The organism is Muriicola marianensis (genome assembly GCF_014638095.1).
Taxonomy (GTDB): Bacteria; Bacteroidota; Bacteroidia; order Flavobacteriales; family Flavobacteriaceae; genus Muriicola; species Muriicola marianensis.
Genome location: NZ_BMFH01000001.1, coordinates 1,117,406 through 1,139,707 on the forward strand (window position 1 = coordinate 1,117,406; position 22,302 = coordinate 1,139,707).

Here is a 22,302-nt window from a genome sequence, read left to right on the forward strand (position 1 = left end):
CTTATATTTTGGTGCACACAACCTGGTTGTCAAATTCTAAACTTACTACCGCGTAATCCTTCAGGGACTGATCCTTAAGGGCCTTGGCGTAAAAAGCCTTGAAATTCTTAAACTTCCTTTCAAGGTCAATCACGTCCCCGAGGTTTACCACAAAGTCCTCCACCCTAAATTTTAACTGATACTGCTCTTCCGACTGAATATGAATTCCGATCACATTCTTCCTCAGAAAGTCATCCTGATTTATATACTTCAGAATTTCAAATACATCATCAAGGCTCTTACCAGTGATCTCACCCGTAATGATCGGAACCCGTGCAGAATGCAACTTGGATAAGGGCATAGATTTTCCATCCTCATCAAGGTAGAAAGTTGTATTCCCTTTAACTCTGCCTATGGGCTGCCTTTGGAAAATTTTGGATGTAAGTTTGTCATCAATAGTAAGATATACCTGGGCACTTTTTACCATATCATGGGTCTCAAGGACCTTTTCTATAGTATTCAAAACTACCTTTTCTTTATCCTCCATTAGGACGCTGCCGTAATTTTGTATTAACAATTTATTAACCATATCCTTAGACAGGTACACATTGTTATCCCCCTCAAAAATGATCTCCACATCCCTGATGGGCCTTTCCGCATTTCTGTGATTAGAAAACGCATAAAGTCCTGTTATACAAATCATTAAACAGAACAATTTGATGTAGTTCCAATTAATTTTCATATTCGAATTCACGTTTTAATGAGTCTGCTTCCAGCCCAATATCTCCCGCTCCCAGCGTGACCAGGATCTCGGGATTTCGGGCCTTGATTTCATGAGCCAGGTCTTGTTTAGAGACCAGTTTTTTATTCGGATTTGAGATCCGTTCCAGCAAGACCTCTGAGGTGATCCCCGGGATCGGTTTTTCCCTTGCCGGATAGATATCCAGCAGGAGAATACTGTCAAAACCTGACAGGCTGCTGGCAAATTCTTCCATAAAATCCCTCGTCCTGCTAAAAAGGTGAGGTTGGAAGACCGCCAGAATACTCTTTCCGGGATGCATTTCCCGGATCGCTTCCAGGACGGCATCTATTTCGGTTGGATGATGCGCGTAATCGTCTATAAAAATCAGGTCGTCCTGCCGGATCTTATAGGAGAATCTCCTTTGAACGCCTTTAAAGGTTTCAAGTGCCTTCACCAGGCGATCCAGAGGGGGGTTTACCTGGATCGCCATTGCGAAAGCCACTAAGCCGTTGAGCAGGTTATGCCTGCCCGGCTTGTTGAATCTCACCCCTTCGAGTGTCCTTTCCGGGGTGCCCAAATCAAATATGTAGGTGCCATGTTCAATCTTAATATTCTTTATACAGTAGTCCGAATTGTCTTCAATGCCATAGGTAATGCCTTCCAAAGGCAATCCATTCCTTACAAAGAGCTTACCGTCTGGTTTCAGCCTGGAGGCAAATTCGAGGAAGGAGGCCCTCATGGATTCCCTGTCCCCGTAAATATCCAGATGATCTGCGTCCATAGAAGTAATACAGGCAATGTCCGGGTGAAGCCTTAAAAATGAACGATCAAATTCATCGGCCTCCACTACCGAGTACTGGTCCCCCTCACATATAAAATTGCTATTAAAGTCTTCCGAGATTCCTCCCAGGAAAGCTGTAATGGGAGTGCCGGTCTCTTTCAGCAGGTGGGCTAAAATGCTGGAGGTGGTCGTTTTTCCATGAGTTCCCGCCACTGCAAAGCAAAAGGTATCCCGCGTGATTAATCCGAGTACTTCCGATCGTTTTTTAACCTTAAAACCCTGATCCGTAAAATGATTCCACTCCCGGTGATCCTTCGGCACAGCAGGGGTATATACTATAAGTGTATCCTCCGGTTTGAGGAATGGTGCGGGGACCAGGGACAGGTCGTCCGCGAAATGGATATCAATTCCCTGGGCTTCCAATTCCCGGGTAAGGGGTGTTGGGGTCTTATCGTATCCGGCTACGGCCATATTCTGTGATAGAAAATACCTGGCCAGGGCAGACATCCCGATGCCTCCGATCCCGATAAAATATACCCTGTGGAAATCAAATCTATCCATACCTGCGATTTAGTAATTCGACGATCTCATCCACTATATCTTCTGTTGCCTGGGGCCTTGCCAGTTTTTTAATGTTCCGGCTGAGTTCTTCACGACTGGACCCCGAGTCCATCAACTGCCCGAAAACAGTTCTGAACTCCGCATCCAGATCCTTTTCTGCTAACATAACGGCCGCTTTCTCCTCTACCAGGGCCATTGCGTTTTTGGTCTGATGGTCTTCTGCCACATTGGGTGATGGAATAAACAATACCGGTTTACCCACCATACAGAGTTCAGATACGGAGCCGGCTCCTGACCTCGAAATAATCATGTCAGCGATCCTGTAGGCGTGTTCCATCTCATTTAAATACCCGTAGACCCGGATGGTATCGGAGGCGAGGTGCTTGTACTGCTCGAAATAAATAGAACCACACTGCCAGACCAGTTGCAGCCCCAATTCCTGAAAAAATGAAATCTGACCTTCGATCAGCTCATTGATCCTCCTGGATCCCAGGCTGCCACCCAAGATGAGAAGGGTCTTTTTATCCGGTTTCAGATCAAAGTATTGATAGGAAGCCCCGGAATCTTCAGGCAGATTCACCAGGGAAGATCTCACCGGATTTCCGGTAAGGATGATCTTCTCCTTGGGAAAGAACTTTTCCATCCCGGAATAGGCCACACAAATCCTGTCTACCTTCCCGGCGAGCAGCTTATTGGTGATTCCTGCATAAGAATTTTGCTCTTGCAGAACACAGGGAATTCCCATACCGGATGCCACGCGCAATACAGGTCCGCTGGCAAATCCGCCCGTCCCTATGGCTACATGGGGTTTAAAGCCCTTCACTATGTTTCTCGCTCTGATCAAACTACTTATCACTTTCAGTGGGAAAAGCAGATTCCTAAACGTTAGTTTTCTTTGCAATCCACTTATCCACAAACCTTTTATCTCGTATCCCGCCTGGGGGACCTTTTCCATTTCCATCCGATCCTTTGCTCCCACAAACAGGATCTGCGCTTTCGGAAATCGCCTTTTACATTCATTGGCTATGGCGATTGCCGGATAAATATGCCCTCCAGTGCCTCCTCCCGAGAGAATGATCCTATAACTGTCCACTCAAGACTTCTAAAGGGTTATTTTCATCCACTTCCATCTCTTCTTCCTGCTCCCTCTTCCTGCTCGCACTCAGCACAATGCCTATTGCCAGACAGGTCATCCAGATCGATGTTCCTCCACTGCTGATCAATGGAAGGGTCTGCCCGGTAACAGGGAATAGCTCAACTGCCACCGCCATATTGATCAGTGCCTGGAAGACAATGGGCAACCCGACACCGACCACAAGTAATTTCCCAAATACGGAAGTATTGGCATTGGCCACTACCACGATCCTGAAAAGCAGAAGCATGTAGAAGAACATCAGGGAGAAGCCACCGATTAGGCCATACTCCTCCACAATAATGGCATATATAAAATCTGATGAACTCTGGGGAAGGAAATTCTTCATCACACTCTTCCCGGCTCCATTACCCACAAGTCCACCACTCGCGATGGCTATTTTTGCTTTTTCAATTTGATAATCAGCTTCCGTATCGGCGGGATCCCAGAAACTCTCCAGTCGGTTCATCCAGGTATCCACCCTGTTGGGGAACAGGTCGGGAGCCGCCTTGGCTACCAGTACGAACAGAAGCAAGCCCAACATTCCTATTCCTACAATTCCGGTCAGGTATTTTAATGGGTATCCCCCTAGGAAACACAAAACCAGGACCATAAAAAACAGAATAGCCGCCGTTGAAAAGTTTGCCGGAAGGATCAGCATGACGACGAGAAAAACCGGGCTCCAAAGAGGCAAAATACTCTCCTTGAAAGTGATCTTCCTCTCCTTGATCTTGGAAAGGTACCTCGCTATGTAGACCATGAGGACTACAGACGCCAGAGTAGATGTCTGAAAGGTAATCCCTACCAGGGGCAGACGGATCCATCGACTTGCATTGGCGCCGCCTATGGTCGTGCCCTGCGCCAGTGTGTACACCAAAAGAGCCAGGACTACAGGCATTGCAATAATTGACAGCCCTTTAAAATAATGAGTGGGTATCCTGTGAACCCCGTAGATAATACCGAATCCAAGGAACAACAACAGGGCGTGTTTTACGAGATGACCCATCGTGGTTCCGTTCCCCACCACATAGACCAGGTTGCTGCTGGCGCTGTAAACCGGCAGAAATGAGAACAAGGCCAGCAGAGCTACTACTGCCCATATGACCTTATCTCCCTGTATGTGGCTGAATATTTTCACTGATCAAAGATTTTTTATGGCTTCCTTAAACTGGTTGCCCCGGTCTTCGTAATTCTGAAAGAGGTCGAAACTCGCGCAGGCAGGCGAAAGGAGTACGGTATCTCCCCTTTCGGCGATCTTATAGGCCACTTTCACGGCTTCAGACATCGCATAAGTCTCCACAAATATGTCTACCGCATTGCTGAAGGCTTCTCTGAGTTTGGAATTATCCATCCCAAGGCAAATAATGGCTTTCACCTTTTCCCGAACCAGAGGCATAAGGGCCTTGTAATCATTTCCCTTGTCTACTCCCCCCACGATCCAGACCGTCGGAGTGGTCATACTGTCCAGGGCGTAATAAGTGGCATTTACGTTGGTGGCCTTTGAGTCGTTGATATACTGTACGTGATGGATCTTCAGAACCTTCTCAAGCCTGTGATCAGCGCCCTGGAAATTCTGAATGCTCTCCCTTATTACCTCCTTGCGAATACCCACCAGCTTAGCAGCCGTTATCGCTGCCATGGTATTCTTCAGGTTGTGCTTCCCTTCAAGGGCTAATGAATCTGATGCTAATTCCATAATGTCCTCTTGTGTCTTTATAATAAATTGTTCTTTCCTTAGGTATGTTCCTACTTTGCCTTCCCCTTCCAGGGAAAACGGCAATTTTACAGCTTGGACCGGGTGGCTTTCCAGATAGGAGATAATGACAGGGTCATCCTGATCATAGATAAAGTAGTCACCCGCTTTCTGGTTCATGGTGATCCTGAATTTCGATGCGACATACTTCATAAAATCATAGTCGTACCGGTCCAGGTGATCAGGGGTGATATTTGTGATCATCCCGATATGCGGTCTGAAGCTTGTGATCCCATCGAGCTGAAAACTGCTGATCTCCAACACGTAATATTCCTTATCCGTCTCCGCTACCATCCTGGCAAAACTGTCCCCTATATTTCCGGCCATACCCACAGACAACCCTGCCTGCTTGAAAATATGATAGGTCAGCATGGTGGTGGTCGTCTTCCCGTTGCTTCCGGTTATTCCTACGAGGGTAGCCTTCGTGTAACGGGATGCGAATTCAATCTCGGAGATCACCGGGGTTCCCTGAGCGATCAGTTTTTTCACCAGGGGTGCCTTATCGGGGATCCCGGGACTCTTCATGACCAGGTCGGCATTGAGGATCTTCTCCTCTGTGTGCCCCCCTTCTTCCCAATCCAATCCAAATTGTATAAGAACGTCCTTGTACTTTTTCTTGATCTGCCCCATATCAGAGACAAATACTTCATATCCTTTCTTCTGCCCCAGAATGGCCGTGCCAACTCCACTTTCTCCCCCTCCCAGGATGACCAGGCGATCCATGTTACCTTACCTTTAAGGTTACAATGGTCACGATCGCCAGTAAGATCCCGATGATCCAGAACCGTGTGACGATTTTGCTTTCGTGATATCCTTTCTTCTGATAATGGTGGTGCAGTGGGGACATCAGGAAAATGCGCCTCCCTTCCCCGTATTTTTTCTTTGTATACTTGAAATAGCTCACCTGCAGCATGACCGAGAGCGACTCTGCAAAGAAGATCCCGCACAGCAATGGGATGAGCAGTTCCTTTCTGACAATAATGGCTATCACCGCAATCACCCCGCCAATGGTGAGACTTCCCGTATCGCCCATAAAGACCTGTGCAGGGAAGGCGTTATACCAGAGGAAGCCCACAAGAGATCCTACGAAGGCCGAGATAAACACCACCAGCTCGCCGGCTCTGGGGATATAGAAAATGTCAAGATAATTCGAGAAAATGATGTTACCGGAGACCCAGGCAAATATGCCCAGGGTCAGGACAATGATCGCCGATGTTCCCGCGGCAAGGCCGTCGATCCCATCCGTGAGGTTTGCCCCATTGGATACGGCAGTGACAATAAAGATTACGATGGGAATAAAGATCAGCCATGCGTATTTCTGGGGATCGGCCCCAAACCAGGCTACGACTTCCCCGTAATCCAGTTCGTTGTTCTTAAAGAATGGGATGTTGGTCTTGGTCGACTTCAATTCTTTTCCTTCCACGTCCCTCACCTCAAACTGCTCGGTAATCGTGGTCTTGTTCTTCTCCTTCATGGTGACCTCAGGATGGAAAAACAAAGTGGCGCCAACCATGAGTCCCAGCACTACCTGCCCCAGAATCTTAAACCTGCCTTTCAGCCCCTCTTTATTCTTCCTGAAGATCTTTATGTAATCATCTATAAACCCGATGATCCCCATCCATATGGTGGTAATGATCAGAAGGATCACATAAATATTATCGAGCCTAGCAAAGAGGAGTACGGGAACCAGGGTAGACATGATGATGATGATCCCTCCCATGGTGGGCGTTCCCTGCTTCTGCTGTTGTCCTTCCAGACCGAGATCCCTAACGGTTTCTCCTATCTGTTTCCGCCTCAGTAACAGGATGATCCGCTTCCCGAATGTCGTGGCCAGGATAAGGGAAAGCAATACCGCCATGGCTGCCCTGAAAGTGAGGAACTGGAACAGGGTAGCTCCGGGGAACTGGTATTGTTTTTCCAAATATTCGAACAGATAATAAAGCATAGTTCTCTCCTTATTTTTTCAACCCGTCCAGGAAGCTTTTCACAATCTTAAAATCATCAAAGTCGACTCGTTTCCCATTCGTTTCCTGATAGGTCTCGTGCCCTTTACCGGCCAGCAGGATAATATCTTGCGCATTGGCCAGTTGGCAGGCAGTCTTGATAGCCTGCTCCCTGTTCTCAATCGCCATGACCTTCATCGAGTTCTGGGGCTCCACCCCTGCCTCCATTTCCGAAATGATGGCTGCCGGGGGTTCAGACCGTGGGTTGTCTGAGGTGAAGATCACCTTGTTACTCATGGAAGAAGCGATATGCCCCATTACCGGACGCTTAGACTTGTCACGATCACCACCGCACCCCACTACGGTGATGACGCTTTCATTTCCAGTCCTCAATGCACTGATTGTTTCCAGCACATTTTTTAAAGCGTCCGGCGTATGGGCATAATCAACAATAGCCGTTATGCGATTCTTTGAGATATAGTATTGAAACCTCCCGTCGACGTTCTCCAGTTCGCTCAGGAGTTTCATGGTTTCAAATTTGTCGAGTCCCAGCAGATCAGCCGTCGCGTAGATCGCCAGGATGTTGTATGCGTTGAAATGGCCGATGAGCTTGGTCCAGATCTCGTTGTTCTCTATCTTCAGCAACTGACCGCTAAATTGATTTTCAAGGATCTGCGCCCTGTAATCGGCGTAGGATTTTAAAGCATAGGTATATTTCCTCGCTTTGGTATTCTGTAACATCACCAGCCCGTTCTTATCGTCCATGTTTGCCAGGGCAAATGCATTTTTCTGCAGCTGATCAAATAATTTCTTCTTGGCGTCCCTGTATTCTGCGAAGGAATTGTGGTAGTCAAGGTGATCGTGGGAAAGGTTGGTAAAAATGGCCCCTGCAAAGACGAGTCCGTACGTACGTCTTTGATCGATCCCATGGGAACTGGCCTCCATAAAACAATATTCCACCCCGGCCTCGCTCATCAGGGAGAGGTAGTAATTAATGGTCATGGGATCCGGGGTCGTATGGGTGGTGGGATATTCTTTTTCGTCTACCAGTATGCGTATGGTGGAGATCAACCCGACCTTAAATCCTGCCTTCTTAAAAAGCTTGTACAGTAAAGTGCTTACCGTGGTCTTCCCGTTGGTCCCCGTAACCCCTACCAATTTTAGGTTTTTGGAAGGGTTGTTGTAATAATTGGAGGCCATCACTGACAGGGCCTCCTTTGTATCCTTTACTTCCAGGTAGCTCACCTCATTTACCAGGTTGTCCGGCAACTGTTCGCAAACGATGGCATTTGCACCACTTGCGATCGCTTTCTCTATGAATTTATGTCCGTCGGATTTTGTACCCCTGATCGCTACAAAGACGTCATCCATACCTACTTTCCTGGAATCAAAGCAAATTTGATTGACCAGTTTTGCAGTGGTACCGCTGACTGCGGTGAGACCTACTCCATATAGTATGTCTTTTAGTGACTTCATGACAACTCCAGGATTATTTTAGTCACCTGGCTCAACCGGGTACCCTGACTTACTGATTGTTTCTTGACCTTGCCATTTCCCCTGACCTCAACCTGCAGGCCTAGATTTTCCAAAATCGATATGGCATCCATCCCGCTCATCCCTTCGAGATCGGGGATGGTCTTAATCTCTTTTTGGGCTGCTTCGAAATACGACTCATAGGCATCCTCTAGGACCTCATTAAAGGGATCCAGATCGGCCACTTCATCCACCATAGGATTATTGGCATAGATCTTCTGGGCGATCGACTTAAATACAGGGCCGGACACATCGGCACCGTAATAGCCCACACTCTTATCAGGTTCATGGATAACCACAATACAGGAATACTTGGGATCTTCGGCCGGGAAGTAGCCGGCAAAGGTTGATATGTACCTCAGCTTATCGGGATCCTTGCCCACGTAATTCTTCTGTGCCGTTCCTGTTTTCCCTGCCATGGAGAAATCCGGAGCATACAGCCTGTGGCCTGTTCCCTCTTCTTTCTCTACCACATTTTTTAGAAGTTGCTGAACTTTCTTGATGTTTTCCTCAGAGGCTATACGGGGGTTGATCACCTCCTTATCAAATTTTTGGATAGTGCTGTTCCACTCCTTTACCTCCTTGATCAGCCTCGGCCTGAGCAATTCCCCATCGTTGGCGATGGCGTTGTAGAATGCCAGGGTCTGAAGGGGAGTCAGAGAGACCTCATATCCATGAGACATCCACGCCAGGGAGATCCCGGACCAGCCTTTGTCTCCCGGATTTCGGATCACCGGCTTGCCTTCTCCTTTGATCGGCAGGCCCAGTTCCTGGTGCAATCCCATCAGCCTGAGGCGATTTACAAAAGCCTGAGGATCATTCTTATAACCGTTGTGGATCATTTTTGCAAAAGCCGTATTCGATGAGACCTCAAAGGCCTCAGCCACGGAGATCTCACCATATCCGCCGTGTTTGGAATCCCGGACTATGCGATCGTAAAGCCTCCACCTGCCCTTTTCGGTGTCAATGACCGTGCTTGTATCTACCACCTGGTCTTCCAGGGCAGCCAACAGGGACATGAGTTTAAAGGTGGAACCCGGTTCATGAGATTCTCCAACGGCGTAGTTTAGGCGCTCGTAATATTTGCCTTCCTCCGTCCTGCCCAGGTTAGAGATGGCCTTGATCTCTCCCGTATGGGTCTCCATGACGATCACGCAACCGTGTTCTGCCTTATACTTCTCGAGTTGTCTCAAAAGGCCATGATGTGCGATGTCCTGTATATTGATGTCTATGGTAGAGACCACGTCATAGCCGTCCTGGGGCTCAATTATATTGTCAAGGCCGATGGGTTTCCACTGTCCTTTGGCGATCTTTTGCTTGAGCCTTTTACCCTCCTTACCTCTCAGGTATTCCCCAAAGGCCCCTTCCAGGCCCACGCGGGTGGCGTAACCATTCTCGTCAAAACGTTCATACCCAACACTCCTTTCAGCGATCTTGCCCAGGGGATGCTCCCGCACCGTTTTCTGGTCGACTATCAATCCGCCACGGTAAGGCCCCAGATTGAAGAGAGGGAATTCCTTTATGCTCATATACTGGGAATAGTCCAGATTTCGCGCGATCAGGGCATATCGGTTCTTTTGGGCCTTCGCTTTGCGCAGGAGTTGTTCGTAATGAGAAGCTGGCCTGTTTAGAAGCCTCCCCAGTTTTTCTGACAGGGGACCGACGAGCTTTTTAAAATCCTCTTCCTTAACGGTGACCGCATCAAACCGAATGGAATACTTGGAAACCGAAGTTGCGAGTAAACTGCCATCGTCTGAGTATAAATTACCGCGATTCGGCGGGATGGTAAACATCTTTTCCGTGCGCTCCAGGGCCAGTTCCTTGTATTTTTCGCCCTGAACAGTCTGAATACTGACCAGTTTAAATAAAACGAGTCCCGCAAACAGGAATAACCCACCTGCTACGAGGTATAATCTGGTCATTATATGTTTACTGGTAAAGGCCATTTACTCTTCAGCAGATTTTACTTTGATCTTTTTGGGTGGTGCTTCAGAAGGAAGAAGGCCTTTTTCGGACACAGCCAGTCTTACGGTCGACTCCAGCTTTTGTTTCTGTACATCAGATCTCATCTCAACAAACTGGCTCCTCAGGGCTTTCACTTCTTCATTTAGGGCTGCCAGCTGATGGACCTTTTTGTCTGCGCTGTGCGAGCTCGAGATCATGATTGTAGCCAGAAATGATGCAAATACGAGGAACATCCAGTTCTTGGGTGCATCCCCGCTTACGAGAAACTTACCTTTTAATATGGATACAATTCCTTCCTTCATGTCTTCAATTCACTATAGTTATATGCGTTCTGCGATTCTGAGTTTGGCACTCCTGGCCCGGTTGTTCTGCTTGATCTCCTCTTCGGTCGGAACGATCAGATTTCCCACCTTTTCAAAGGGCTTGATCGGTCTGCCGTAAAAATCCTTCTTCAATTCCCCTTCAAAATTCCCTGTCATGATAAATCTCTTAACAAGACGGTCTTCCAGGGAATGGTAGCTTATTATGCTCAGCCTGCCACCGGCTTCAAGCAGGTCAGGAGTCTGGAGCAGGAATTCCTTGATCACCTCCAACTCCTGGTTCACTTCGATCCTGATCGCCTGGTAAACCTGGGCCAGGATCTTGTGTTCCTTATGACCCGGTAAAAAACCTTTCAAAACCTCTTTCAATTCGGCAGAGGTTGCAATGGGTTTTGTTTTCCTGGAGGAAACAATGGCTCTGGTCATTTTCTCAGCGTTCCTTATCTCCCCGTATTCTTTCAGTATCGTCTTGAGCTGATCCGCCTCATAGCTGTTTATGACGTCGTAGGCCGATAATTCATTCCTGCGGCTCATCCTCATATCGAGCTCCCCTTCAAAGCGGGTCGAAAATCCACGCTCAGCCTTGTCGAACTGGTGGGAGGAAACCCCGAAATCAGCCAGGATCCCATCTACTTTCCGAATGCCATAGAACTTTAAAAACTGACCGAGATACCTGAAATTTTCGTTGATCAGGGTAAATCGACCATCCTTTATTTCATTTTGCAGCGCATCCTCATCCTGGTCGAAAGCAATTAAATTGCCCTTCTCTCCCAGTCTCCTGAGGATCTCCCGCGAATGCCCTCCTCCTCCGAAGGTGATGTCTACATAGACACCATCCGCTTTGATGTTGAGTCCATCCACTGAAGGATGAAGCAGCACGGGGTTATGATAGCTCATCGCCGTCTTCACCCATGACCTCTTCGGCCAGTTCTGCAAAATTTTCTGCCGTTTCATCGAGTACCTTCTCATAGAGGTCCTTATCCCAGATCTCGATGATATTGATCGCCGAGCTCAGTACCACCTCTTTGGTGATCCCCGCTATGGCTATAAGATTTTTTGGAATGAGAAGGCGGCCAGTCGCGTCGACCTCAACAGGTTTGACCCCTGCCGAAAACCTCCTTATAAAGTCATTGTTCTTCTTCTTGAACCTGTTCTTCCTGTTCATTTTCTGCATCAGCAGATTCCACTCTTCCATGGGGTAAAGTTCCAGACATGGCTGGAATACAGACCGTTTGATCACAAAGCCCTTGTTGATGATTGGAGCCATTTGATTCTTCAGGGTAACAGGTATCATTACCCTGCCCTTGGCATCGGCTTTACAATCGTATGTCCCAATGAAACTGATCATTCGAGCTTGGTTGGTCCTCTGTATATAAACTCAAATATATAGAATTTATTACCACTTATTACCACAAATTACCACTTTGTTGATATTTTTTCCAAATCTTAGCTTAAAATTTCCCGGATTGACAGACTGATACCCACAGGGAGGAATTGCGGGTAAATTCTCATCTGCACAGAGGAAAGAAGTTTCCCCTGAACTCATTTAAATAGCCCCATATAGGGGAAATGCCTATATTTGCCAACTGACAACAGAAGCTGTCGTGCATGGAGAATACGATTAAAACGGATGGAAAATATCGATATATAGAAGTGGGAGAAGGTACTCCTATGATCATCCTCCACGGTTTAATGGGAGGATTGAGCAACTTCGAGGGAGTAACCAATTATTTTCCCGGGAAAGGCTACAAGGTGCTCGTCCCTGAATTGCCGATTTACAGCATGCCCATGCTCAAGACCAATGTCAAGAATTTCGCCAAATACCTGGAGCAGTTCATTGAATACAAAGGTCTTAAAGACGTAATACTGCTCGGCAATTCCCTTGGTGGTCATATCGGACTCCTGCATACCAAGCTCTATCCTGAAATGGTGAAGGCCTTGGTGATCACCGGTAGTTCTGGACTTTACGAAAGTGCAATGGGAGATGGTTATCCCAAAAGAGGGGATTACGAATTTATCAAAAAGAAAGCCCAGGACGTGTTCTATGATCCGGCCGTGGCCACAAAGGAGATCGTAGACGAAGTATTCGCCACCGTGAATGATCGCATGAAGCTGGTCAAGACCCTCGCGATCGCCAAAAGCGCCATCAGGCATAATATGTCCAAGGACCTGCCCCATATGCTGACTCCAACCTGTATCATCTGGGGTGAAAATGACTCCGTGACCCCTCCTAATGTCGCAAGGGAATTTCACGACCTCCTGCCTGATTCTGACCTTTTCTGGATCCCGAAATGCGGACATGCCCCCATGATGGAACACCCGGATGAATTCAACGAGATCCTGGCCGGGTGGTTGAAGCAACGCAATTTCTAAAGTTGGGTAGACATGAAAATAAAGTCGGCCGACTTTGTCATGAGCAATTCCAGTGTGGAAAGTTGCCCCTCCGATCCCATTCCTGAATACGCATTTATCGGTCGTTCCAATGTGGGGAAAAGTTCCCTGATCAATATGTTGACCGAAAGGAAATCCCTGGCGAAAACCTCAGGCAGACCGGGAAAGACCCAGCTGATCAACCATTTCAGGATCAATGACAACTGGTTTCTAGTCGACCTTCCGGGTTATGGGTATGCACGGGTTTCCAAAAAGGACAAGAAGACCTTCCAGAAATATATCACGGAATATTTCCTGAAGCGCAGACAACTCCTCAGCGCCTTTGTCCTGATAGACATAAGGCATGAGCCCCAGCCTATCGACCTTCAATTCATGGAATGGCTGGGTGAGAACAGCATCCCTTTTGCGATTATTTTCACGAAGGCTGACAAACTCAAGCCCAATGCGATAAACCGACAAGTTGAAGCGTATTTGAAAACCATGACAGAAGGTGCCTGGGAGGAGGCGCCCTTGCATTTTATCACCTCTTCCCTGAAAGCGACAGGCAGGGATGAGATCCTGGAGTATATCGGCCAGATCAATTCAGACTTCTTCACCCACCAGGGTTAAAATCCTTTTTTCACTATTCCGGTTTACTCAACCGTACTTTGACCTTACGGATCAGGTCATCGGTATGGTTTAGAGCATTGAGTTCTTCAGTCCCAAGGAAGACCTCCATATCGTGGGCGGTGACCTCAAGTACGATCGGAAAGGAATAGGCCGGAAGGAATTTGGAGGAATACGTCTTGAGAAATTCATCCTTATGCAGAAATTCCATGGTGGCTTCACTTTGTTCCCTGAAAGCTTTCCAGCTGCGTTTTTCCCTGAATGCACCATAGGTCAGTTCACAAAGCCGGCAGTCGTACGTAGCCGGATTGAGGATCTTATGGGCTGCATCCAGCAGGTTGTTACCCAGGCCGGAGTCTGCATTGTATACAAAAAGCAATTTCCTTGTTGATTCTCTGCTCACCAGTAACGAAATTTGCATCTCCCACGAGGGATGATGATTCCCTTGAAAGAGTCGTCAGGAACAGGGATTCCTTACGACAAGGGCTGATAAATAAAAATACGTGAACTATGAAAATGACAATTCATAAAGCCGAAAGTCGAGGCCACGCCAATCACGGTTGGCTGAACACCTACCACACCTTTAGCTTTGCCAGTTATTACGATCCATCCCGTATGAATTTTGGGGTGCTGAGGGTGCTTAATGATGATGAAGTAGCCCCGGGCATGGGTTTCGGCACTCATCCTCACCAGAACATGGAGATCATTTCCATACCGCTGGAGGGTGATCTGGAGCACAAAGACAGTATGGGCAACATAGCCGTGATCAGGTCCGGTGATATTCAGGCCATGAGCGCTGGCACGGGGGTAAGCCACAGTGAAAAGAACAGGAATTCTGACAAGGCCGTTAAATTCCTCCAAATATGGGTGCTGCCAAACAAGGCCAACGTCACCCCGAGATACGATCAGATCTCCCTGCAGCCTGGTGCCCTAAAAGACCGGTTTCACCAGATCATCTCTCCGAACCCTGAAGATGAGGGAATTTGGATCCACCAGGACGCGTGGTTCCATATGGGAGAGTTTCAGGCCGGGAGTACTCCCACCTATGATCTAAAGAAAAAGAGCAATGGGTTGTATGTATTTGTGCTCGAGGGAGCCTGTGAAGCCGGAGGGGAAAACCTAAACAGGCGAGATGGTATGGGAGTCTGGGAGACAGAATCCGTTTCATTCAAAATGACAGAGCCGTCCAAATTATTGTTGATTGAAGTGCCTATGGCCAATTAACCCTGTAATTCGAGTTTCTCAGCAAAATAGGCACAGAAATCCTTCATGGTCGCCGTCATTTTTTCGTCCTGCGTCGCTTTCATAAAAGTATCTGACAGGGACAGGAGGGTCTGGTGAAAGAACACCTTCATTTCATCCAACGGCATATCCTTGGTCCACAGGTCGATCTTTAACGACTCCTTATTCTTGCTGTCCCATACAGAGAGGAGCATGGCTTTTGCCTCCTCGTCAACGATACCGCCATCCTGGGCAGACCAGTTGAGTTTTTCCGGGATCCGATTCTCGTCAAGGGTGATCTTGAGGACGATCTCTGAGGTCTCTTCCTTCTTCATAGGCTTACTTCTGAGGTTTGTAATTAGATTCTTTGAACAGGGTCTCTGCTGGCATTCCCCACAACCTGTCCGGCGGGGTATTGGTCCGCTCCATAAAGGCCCGTACGATCTGCCATCCCATATAGCGGCCGAGCCGGCCCGGAGATTCATTGTCGAGTTCCAGCCTGAATTTGGAAAAAGGGGCAGGATCGAGGAAGCGCGGACCCAGTTTTGAGTCCGTACTGTAGAGCATTTCCCTTTCGATAAAGTACCTCCAGATCTGTTCTTCATTGGCTTGTGCCCAGGTCATTTCCTCTTCGTCATAGCCAATTTTCTGCCCGTCTGTCTGCCATGGCAGCAGCAGGTCTTTAAGGTAGAGCTCCTTACCGTAATAGATCATCTGAGCGAGAAAGGTTCGATCCTGTGGATAAGGCACCACCCTCTTGGCGAGGGCACTAACGATATCGCTTTCCAGGTATTTGGGGTCCAAACCTTTGGCAATATACCGATCGATCCCTGCGTAGAACCTGTGCTCCTTCCCGAGATAGTTATCCAGGCCGATCAGCAACAGGGAATCGGTCAGGATGATCCTGTTTTCATAATCCACATCGGTGGTCAGGGTGAACAAATCAGGGATAGGATATTTTGGGAAGTAGTAGGCCACGTGTTTGAAAAGCAAGGTCAGTTCCTCTTCAATCGGTCCCAGATCGGAATAAGCACTGTCCACCGCCTGTCTGAGTTCTACCTGAATGGTATCGTTTAATTTGGCCAGCCATATACTGTCTGGATACTGTGGGGGGAAAAGAAAAGGATATTTCTCCTTAAGAGCAGGGAGGCTGCCGGCATCAACATTGGCAAATTCCTTGTCGAATCGCCTGATCTGTAATTCTACCGGCTGATCCATGATCTCCGGAAGGATTACTTTTTCATCAGCACATCCCGAAAAAATTAGGATCAGGAAGAAAACCGGTACCAGGGTCCTTAACATGAAAAGTAATGGGTTAAGCGCTTTAATATTACGTCTGCAGGGGTTATTTTTACGAGCCCAAAGGTACAGCATTTCAATTAAACAAATGAAGAATATGCAAACAGAGAAAGTAGTAGACCACATAGTAGACTGGCTTAAGGAATACACCCTCAATGCAAAGATGAAAGGATTTGTGGTCGGAGTATCTGGGGGGATAGACTCGGCGGTTACCTCTACCCTGTGTGCCCGAACAGGCCTGGACGTCCTGTGCGTGGAGATGCCCATACACCAGAGCGATAAACAAGTAACCAGGGCAGACCGGCATATCGACTGGCTTATTGAAAATTATCCCAACGTAAGACGACAGCCCGTTAACCTCACTCCTGTCTTCGACCAGCTTGTAGGCTCTCTCCCGAAGGTGGATAACGAGGAGGAACGAAATATGTCCCTGGCCAACACAAGAGCCCGGCTGCGAATGACCACCCTGTACTACTTCGCGGCTCTTTTGGGTTACCTGGTTGCGGGAACCGGCAACAAGGTTGAGGACTTCGGCATCGGATTCTACACCAAATACGGGGATGGGGGAGTCGACCTCAGCCCTATTGCGGATCTCCTCAAGACGGAGGTATACGAATTGGGTTCCTTCTTAGGGGTACACGAAGACATCCTGATGGCACCCCCCACAGACGGACTCTGGGGTGACGACCGAACCGATGAAGACCAGATAGGCGCTTCTTATCCCGAGCTGGAATGGGCTATGAAAATGGATGCCGAAGGAAAGGTTGTCGGAGACTTCAAAGGGCGGGAAGCCGAAGTATTCGCTATCTACAAGAAGTACAATACGGCTAACAAACATAAGATGATTCCTATCCCAATTTGTGAGATTCCGGAGACATTAAAGTGACCGATCACCTGAAAAGGGGGTGTTTAAGACGAATTGTTGGCGGCAAATTGTAGTAAAACCTTAAAATTTTTACAGTTTTGCCATAGAACTTAGATAATAAAACCTTACATTGCATGTTAGGTTTAGGTGTATCTCTTACGCCATTTGTCTAGAAATAACCAACAATGATCAACATTTTAATTGCCGACAATCACCCCATTGTCAGATTAGGAATCAAGGAAGTTCTCAATACCGTTCCTGATTTTCAAGTTTTAGGTGATGTCTCTACCACCAGCGAACTTTTTGAATCCCTCAAGAAAAAGAAACCCGATGTTGTGATCCTGGAGATGGACATTCCCGAAATTAATGGAATAGCCACCCTGAGAAGGATGAAAAAAGAATTTCCCGATGTGAAGGTTCTCATCTACAGTGGTCAGTCTGAAGACGTATACGCCCTCAGTACGATCAGGGCAGGTGCTTTCGGATACCTTTCAAAATCTTCCGATCTGGATTATATCATTACCGCCGTTAAAAAAGTAGGGCAGGGAAAAATGTTTATCACCAACGAACTGGCCCAGCGACTCGCCTTTGACGAAGGCACTCAGAAGCAGCGCCGGTTCTTCAGAAAACTATCTACCAGGGAAGTGGAGGTACTCAAACTCCTGGCGAGTGGCAAGCGCAACAAGGATGTGGCCGAAGGACTCAACCTCAACGAGAAAACAGTCAGTACCTATAAGTCGAGGTTGATGAAAAAACTCAACGTAGACAACCTGGTGGATCTTTTGCAACAGGCCAAGGCCCTGGAATTGTATTGATAATACCAAGCTAACTATAGAAAAGACCTCCCGGATCTCCGGGAGGTTTTTTTGTATCCTGCTCATTGCGGTTAAAACGATTGTAATTTCAGGAAAGAACCCTGTTCAATTTGTTGTTGAGAAGTTTATTGAGTTGAAGGTAGTTCACGATTTCCTCCAGAACTTCGCTGTTGTCCTCAGTTTTTTCCTCCGTATCCTGCTGCAGGCTGTGAATCCTCTTCTTGATCAGGAAACAACGCAGGGTGAGGATGGTCTCACTAACCAGCTGAGCCACAGTCCGTGTTTTTTCCTTGGGATAGATATCCTTGCGCTCCCAGTTGTGCAAATTGTATCGCTCCTCTTCCATGAGGATGGACGAGACCTCTTTTACCAGGGTTTGGTCAAGCTCCTGTAAGAATTGAGCGATCTGAAAATCTTCCTGCTCATTAAGGGCTTCCATGAGCTTGTAATAGATCGTCTTGAAACGGTCATGGGTGAGTTCTATCTCGTCTTCCTGCAGATCGAGATAGATCTTTTCATACACCCTGGCCTCGACACGCTCGGGTTCCAGTTCCAGTTCACCTTCCTCATTTTCCTTCAGGACGAGGTCTTCGAACTCTTCCATCTCCTTGCCGTAAAGCAGGAGTATCTCTATGATCTTGCGCTCGAGTTCATACTGAACGTCCACCTTGGTTTCCCCTGGCGTTTGCTTAATGACCTCAAAGGCTTTGGTATCCTGCCTCTCCCTTTTTCTGGCCTCCTGGTATTCCTTTCTCCCCATCTGGGCCAGGGTATTGAACAACACCTCTTCGGATATGTTCATCATGGCTGCACATTGCTGTACATAGATCTCCCTTTTGATACGATCAGGAACCTTGGCAATGCTGCTGACGATATCGCGGATGGTCTCCGCTTTTTTTATGGGGTCATTGGCAGCCTCCTCTGCCAGAAGGGAGGTCTTAAACTGTATAAAATCTTTGGGATTTTCTTCCAGATACAGCACCACGTCCTCATAGGCGTTGTTCCTGGCAAAACTATCGGGATCCTCTCCGGGCGGGAAGGTACAGATCCGCACGTTCATCCCCTGCTCCAGGATCAGGTCGACCCCTCGTAAAGAAGCCCTTAAGCCCGCTGCATCCCCGTCGAATAGCACCGTTATGTTTTTAGTGAGCCTGCTGATCATCCGTATCTGTTCCGGGGTCAGGGCAGTACCACTGGAGGAGACCACATTTTTGATCCCCCTTTGGTACATCTGTATCACATCAGTATACCCTTCAACTAGGTAGCAATTGTCTTCCCGGGCAATGGCCTGTTTGGCAAAATAGATCCCGTAAAGCACCTTGCTCTTGTGGTAGATATCGCTCTCCGGGGAATTCAGGTATTTGGCGGCTTTCTTGTCATTGCTCAGGATCCGGCCTCCAAAGCCGAGTACCCTGCCACTCAGAGAGTGAATGGGAAAGATCACCCTTCCTTTGAACCGGTCGAACTTCCTCTTCTCGCCCGCATTCCTGGGATCATCCTTTACGATGGTCAGGCCGGTTTTCTCCAAATATTCGAGTTGATACCCCTGTTCCAGGGCATGTGTAGTGAAGGCATCCCATTCATCCAGCCCGTACCCAAGACTAAAGTGACGGATCGTATCTTCGGTAAAACCCCTCTCTTTAAAATAACTCAGCCCTACAGCCTTGCCGGGTTCCGTATTCCACAAGATGTCCTGGTAATAGTCACTGGCGAATTCGGACACCAGATACAGGCTCTCTCGTTCACTGGCGAGTTCTTTTTGCTCATCGGTCTGCTGGGTCTCTTCTACCTCTATCTGGTATTTCTTGGCCAGATACTTGATGGCTTCCGGATAGGTAAAATGTTCGTGCTCCATTAAAAAGGCCACCACATTCCCTCCTTTTCCACTGCTGAAATCCTTCCAGATCTGCTTTACGGGCGACACCATAAAACTGGGGGTGCGTTCGTCCGTGAACGGACTCAGGCCTTTGAAGTTGGAACCGGATTTTTTGAGATTGACAAAATCCCCGATAACTTCCTCCACACGGGCCGTCTCATATACCTGGTCTATGGTAGATTTAGCGATCAAATGCGACGTTTTTGACTGCCTTAAAAATACATAAACAGGGACGGTTAAAAAAACAAATCTCTTTATTCAGAACTGAGCGGCCGCAGAGGTAGAATTCAAGATCTGAGGAAGCTTACACATCGGGATTTCCCTGTAGAAATCAGGTCCACCTTATTTTTTGCGGTCTACCACGTAGTTGACCATCAGTTTCAGGGAATTCTTATAAGGTGAGTCCGGATAGCTGTCCAGGATCTCAAGCGCCTGATCCTGATATTCGTGCATTTTAGACTCTGCATATTCGAGTCCGCCTGCATCCTTCACGAACTGGATCACTTCTTTGACTCGTTTTCGGTCCTTGTTGTGATTCTTGACCGAATTGATCAGCCAGCGCCTGTCTTTTTCCGAGGCCTGATTCAATGCATAGATCAGGGGAAGGGTCATTTTCTGTTCCTTGATATCGATCCCGGTGGGTTTGCCGATAGCGGTCTCCCCATAGTCAAAGAGGTCATCCTTGATCTGAAAGGCCATCCCGCAGAGCTCCCCAAATTTGCGAAAGGTCTCCACATCCGGGGAATCGGGCTTAACTGAACAGGCTCCCAGGCTGCAACAGGCGGCTATGAGGGTAGCTGTTTTTTGTCTGATGATCTCGTAATAGACCTCCTCACTGATATCCAGGCGCCTGGCCTTTTCGAGCTGCAGTAATTCTCCCTCGCTTATCTCCCTGATGGCAACCGAAATGATCCGGAGCAGATCGTAATCCCCGTGCTCCACAGACAACAACATGCCTTTGGAAAGGAGGTAGTCCCCGACCAGGACAGCTATCTTGTTCTTCCACAGGGCGTTGATGGAAAAGAAGCCCCTGCGTTTGTTGCTGTCGTCCACCACATCGTCGTGGACCAGGGAGGCCGTGTGTATGAGTTCTATGACAGAAGCTCCGCGATACGTACGCTCGTTTACCTCCCCGTCACTCACCATCTTGGCAGTAAGAAAGACAAACATAGGCCGCATCTGCTTTCCCTTCCTGTTCACGATATAGTATGTGATCCTGTTCAGAAGGGCTACCTTGGAGGACATGGACTCAAAGAACTTCTGTTCAAAGAGTTCCATTTCCCTGTCTACAGGCTCTTTTATCTGGGATACGATTTTCAATGGAGGTCCTTTGGTTCCTAAACTTTCCGACTTCTCAAAATTAGGCAAAAAAGGTGTGGTCTACTCCCACATCAACCTTTAAAACCGAAAAGAATTGGACTGAGTTGTTAGAAAAGCCTTAATCAGGATTTATTGGCCAGTTGCCCGCAGGCAGCGTCGATGTCCTTACCTCTCGACCTCCTGACCGTTACGGTGATCCCATTTGCCTCCAGGGTTTCAACATACATATCGATCACATGCTCTCCGGCCTGCTGAAAAGCCCCGTCATCTATGGGGTTGTATTCTATGAGGTTCACCTTGGCAGGCGCAAATTTACAGAAGTCGACCAGAGCCTCAACGTCCTCCTGTTTGTCATTGACCCCTTCCCAGACCACGTATTCATAGGTGATCTTACTCCTGGTCTTTTGATACCAGTACATCAGGGATTCCCTCAATTCGGAAAGGGTGAAGGTCGCATTGAATGGCATAATGGAGGTCCTGGTCTCCTCCACAGCCGAATGCAGGGAAACAGCCAGCTTAAATTTGACCCCGTCATCGGCCAGTTTCCTGATCATTTTCGGAACTCCCGAGGTAGATACGGTGATTCGTTTAGGCGACATGCCCAATCCCTCATCTCCCGTGATCTTGTCGATGGCTTTTAGCAGGTTATTGTAATTCATCAGGGGTTCGCCCATTCCCATAAAAACGATATTACTCAAAGGGCGGTTGTAGTACAGTCTGCTTTGTCGGTCGATGGCCACTACCTGGTCGTAGATCTCATCGGGATTGAGGTTTCGCATTCTCTTGAGCCTTGCAGTTGCACAGAATTTGCAATCGAGGCTACAGCCTACCTGACTCGAGACACAGGCCGTGGTCCGCTTCGGGGTTGGGATCAGTACCGATTCCACCACAAGTCCGTCGTGAAGCCTGACGGCATTTTTGATAGTGCCATCCTGACTTCGCTGCATGCGGTCGACCTCAATATGATTGATCACAAACTCCCCTTCGAGTACGGCGCGGGTATTCTTAGACAGGTTGGTCATGTCTGAAAAGGAGTGAGCCCCCTTTTTCCAGAGCCATTCAAACACTTGGTCACCCCTGTAGGCCTGGTCTCCCCTTTCGAGGAAGAAAGACCTGAGATCTTCCCTGGTTAGGGCCCTGATGTCTTTCTTTGCAACCGATTCCATGGGTGGTATGATAAATCCCGCCGGGCTTTACCAC

At 47.9% G+C, this 22,302-nt stretch carries 22 protein-coding genes; 5 read left to right on the top strand and 17 right to left on the bottom strand.

Annotated elements, in window-relative coordinates; all coding sequences use genetic code 11:
- Position 1 precedes the first annotated feature (1 nt).
- The 11 genes from IEV19_RS05135 to mraZ are packed head-to-tail and all read right to left on the bottom strand — an operon-like array spanning position 2 to position 12,057.
- Positions 2 to 721, bottom strand: coding sequence for a cell division protein FtsQ/DivIB (locus IEV19_RS05135; RefSeq protein ID WP_188369596.1), 720 nt, complete (start codon positions 719 to 721; stop codon positions 2 to 4).
- Complete coding sequence (murC, locus tag IEV19_RS05140) at positions 711 to 2,063, bottom strand: UDP-N-acetylmuramate--L-alanine ligase (protein WP_188369597.1); 1,353 nt, start codon at positions 2,061 to 2,063, stop codon at positions 711 to 713. Before murC ends, IEV19_RS05135 begins: the two co-directional genes overlap by 11 nt.
- Positions 2,056 to 3,156 (bottom strand): undecaprenyldiphospho-muramoylpentapeptide beta-N-acetylglucosaminyltransferase, encoded by a 1,101-nt coding sequence (gene murG / locus IEV19_RS05145; protein ID WP_188369598.1) that lies wholly within the window; start codon positions 3,154 to 3,156, stop codon positions 2,056 to 2,058. Before murG ends, murC begins: the two co-directional genes overlap by 8 nt.
- Positions 3,143 to 4,333, bottom strand: coding sequence for an FtsW/RodA/SpoVE family cell cycle protein (locus tag IEV19_RS05150; protein WP_188369599.1), 1,191 nt, complete (start codon positions 4,331 to 4,333; stop codon positions 3,143 to 3,145). Before IEV19_RS05150 ends, murG begins: the two co-directional genes overlap by 14 nt.
- 3 nt (positions 4,334 to 4,336) lie before the next feature.
- Positions 4,337 to 5,671, bottom strand: a complete 1,335-nt coding sequence (gene murD / locus IEV19_RS05155) for a UDP-N-acetylmuramoyl-L-alanine--D-glutamate ligase (protein ID WP_188369600.1) — start codon at positions 5,669 to 5,671, stop codon at positions 4,337 to 4,339.
- 1 nt (position 5,672) lies between these two features.
- On the bottom strand, positions 5,673 to 6,893 hold the full coding sequence (gene mraY, locus IEV19_RS05160) for a phospho-N-acetylmuramoyl-pentapeptide-transferase (protein ID WP_188369601.1): 1,221 nt from the start codon (positions 6,891 to 6,893) through the stop codon (positions 5,673 to 5,675).
- Between the two features lie 10 nt (positions 6,894 to 6,903).
- Positions 6,904 to 8,367: a UDP-N-acetylmuramoyl-L-alanyl-D-glutamate--2,6-diaminopimelate ligase gene (locus IEV19_RS05165; RefSeq protein WP_188369602.1), complete on the bottom strand. Its 1,464-nt coding sequence runs from the start codon at positions 8,365 to 8,367 to the stop codon at positions 6,904 to 6,906.
- Positions 8,364 to 10,370: a PASTA domain-containing penicillin-binding protein gene (locus IEV19_RS05170; protein WP_188369603.1), complete on the bottom strand. Its 2,007-nt coding sequence runs from the start codon at positions 10,368 to 10,370 to the stop codon at positions 8,364 to 8,366. The genes IEV19_RS05165 and IEV19_RS05170 overlap by 4 nt, the downstream gene beginning before the upstream one ends.
- A complete protein-coding gene (locus IEV19_RS05175; protein ID WP_188369604.1) occupies positions 10,371 to 10,691 on the bottom strand; it encodes an FtsL-like putative cell division protein in 321 nt (106 codons plus the stop codon).
- A gap of 18 nt (positions 10,692 to 10,709) precedes the next feature.
- Positions 10,710 to 11,606, bottom strand: coding sequence for a 16S rRNA (cytosine(1402)-N(4))-methyltransferase RsmH (rsmH, locus tag IEV19_RS05180; protein ID WP_188369605.1), 897 nt, complete (start codon positions 11,604 to 11,606; stop codon positions 10,710 to 10,712).
- Complete coding sequence (gene mraZ / locus IEV19_RS05185; RefSeq protein WP_188369606.1) at positions 11,593 to 12,057, bottom strand: division/cell wall cluster transcriptional repressor MraZ; 465 nt, start codon at positions 12,055 to 12,057, stop codon at positions 11,593 to 11,595. Before mraZ ends, rsmH begins: the two co-directional genes overlap by 14 nt.
- 260 nt (positions 12,058 to 12,317) lie before the next feature.
- Here mraZ and IEV19_RS05190 point away from each other — a divergent pair, with 260 nt between their 5' ends.
- Positions 12,318 to 13,082 (top strand): alpha/beta fold hydrolase, encoded by a 765-nt coding sequence (locus tag IEV19_RS05190; protein ID WP_188369607.1) that lies wholly within the window; start codon positions 12,318 to 12,320, stop codon positions 13,080 to 13,082.
- 12 nt (positions 13,083 to 13,094) lie between these two features.
- Positions 13,095 to 13,709 carry a ribosome biogenesis GTP-binding protein YihA/YsxC gene (gene yihA / locus IEV19_RS05195; protein WP_188369608.1) on the top strand — a complete coding sequence of 205 codons (615 nt, stop codon included), beginning with the start codon at positions 13,095 to 13,097 and terminating at the stop codon, positions 13,707 to 13,709.
- A 13-nt stretch (positions 13,710 to 13,722) separates the two neighbouring features.
- Here yihA and IEV19_RS05200 read toward each other — a convergent pair whose 3' ends face one another.
- Positions 13,723 to 14,109, bottom strand: a complete 387-nt coding sequence (locus IEV19_RS05200; RefSeq protein WP_229732489.1) for a GTPase — start codon at positions 14,107 to 14,109, stop codon at positions 13,723 to 13,725.
- Between the two features lie 107 nt (positions 14,110 to 14,216).
- Between IEV19_RS05200 and IEV19_RS05205 the strand changes: the two genes are divergently transcribed.
- Positions 14,217 to 14,930 (top strand): pirin family protein, encoded by a 714-nt coding sequence (locus IEV19_RS05205; protein ID WP_188369610.1) that lies wholly within the window; start codon positions 14,217 to 14,219, stop codon positions 14,928 to 14,930.
- Here the strand turns inward: IEV19_RS05205 and gldC are convergent.
- Entirely contained in the window at positions 14,927 to 15,262 is a 336-nt protein-coding gene (gene gldC / locus IEV19_RS05210; protein WP_188369611.1) for a gliding motility protein GldC, read from the bottom strand. The genes IEV19_RS05205 and gldC overlap by 4 nt on opposite strands.
- Before the next feature lie 4 nt (positions 15,263 to 15,266).
- Complete coding sequence (gldB, locus tag IEV19_RS05215; RefSeq protein WP_188369612.1) at positions 15,267 to 16,229, bottom strand: gliding motility lipoprotein GldB; 963 nt, start codon at positions 16,227 to 16,229, stop codon at positions 15,267 to 15,269.
- Positions 16,230 to 16,323: 94 nt separating this feature from the next.
- Between gldB and nadE the strand changes: the two genes are divergently transcribed.
- Both nadE and IEV19_RS05225 read left to right on the top strand, forming a co-directional pair.
- On the top strand, positions 16,324 to 17,112 hold the full coding sequence (gene nadE / locus IEV19_RS05220) for an NAD(+) synthase (RefSeq protein WP_188369613.1): 789 nt from the start codon (positions 16,324 to 16,326) through the stop codon (positions 17,110 to 17,112).
- Between the two features lie 164 nt (positions 17,113 to 17,276).
- Positions 17,277 to 17,906 (top strand): response regulator, encoded by a 630-nt coding sequence (locus IEV19_RS05225; protein WP_188369614.1) that lies wholly within the window; start codon positions 17,277 to 17,279, stop codon positions 17,904 to 17,906.
- A gap of 88 nt (positions 17,907 to 17,994) precedes the next feature.
- Here IEV19_RS05225 and dnaG read toward each other — a convergent pair whose 3' ends face one another.
- From dnaG to rlmN, 3 genes are all read right to left on the bottom strand, one after another.
- Positions 17,995 to 19,974, bottom strand: a complete 1,980-nt coding sequence (gene dnaG, locus IEV19_RS05230) for a DNA primase (protein ID WP_188369615.1) — start codon at positions 19,972 to 19,974, stop codon at positions 17,995 to 17,997.
- Between the two features lie 150 nt (positions 19,975 to 20,124).
- Positions 20,125 to 21,102 carry a polyprenyl synthetase family protein gene (locus IEV19_RS05235; RefSeq protein WP_188369616.1) on the bottom strand — a complete coding sequence of 326 codons (978 nt, stop codon included), beginning with the start codon at positions 21,100 to 21,102 and terminating at the stop codon, positions 20,125 to 20,127.
- 122 nt (positions 21,103 to 21,224) lie between these two features.
- The gene (gene rlmN / locus IEV19_RS05240; RefSeq protein WP_188369617.1) at positions 21,225 to 22,268 is read right to left on the bottom strand and encodes a dual-specificity RNA methyltransferase RlmN; all 1,044 of its coding nucleotides are present in this window, start codon (positions 22,266 to 22,268) and stop codon (positions 21,225 to 21,227) included.
- Between the last annotated feature and the right edge of the window lie 34 nt (positions 22,269 to 22,302).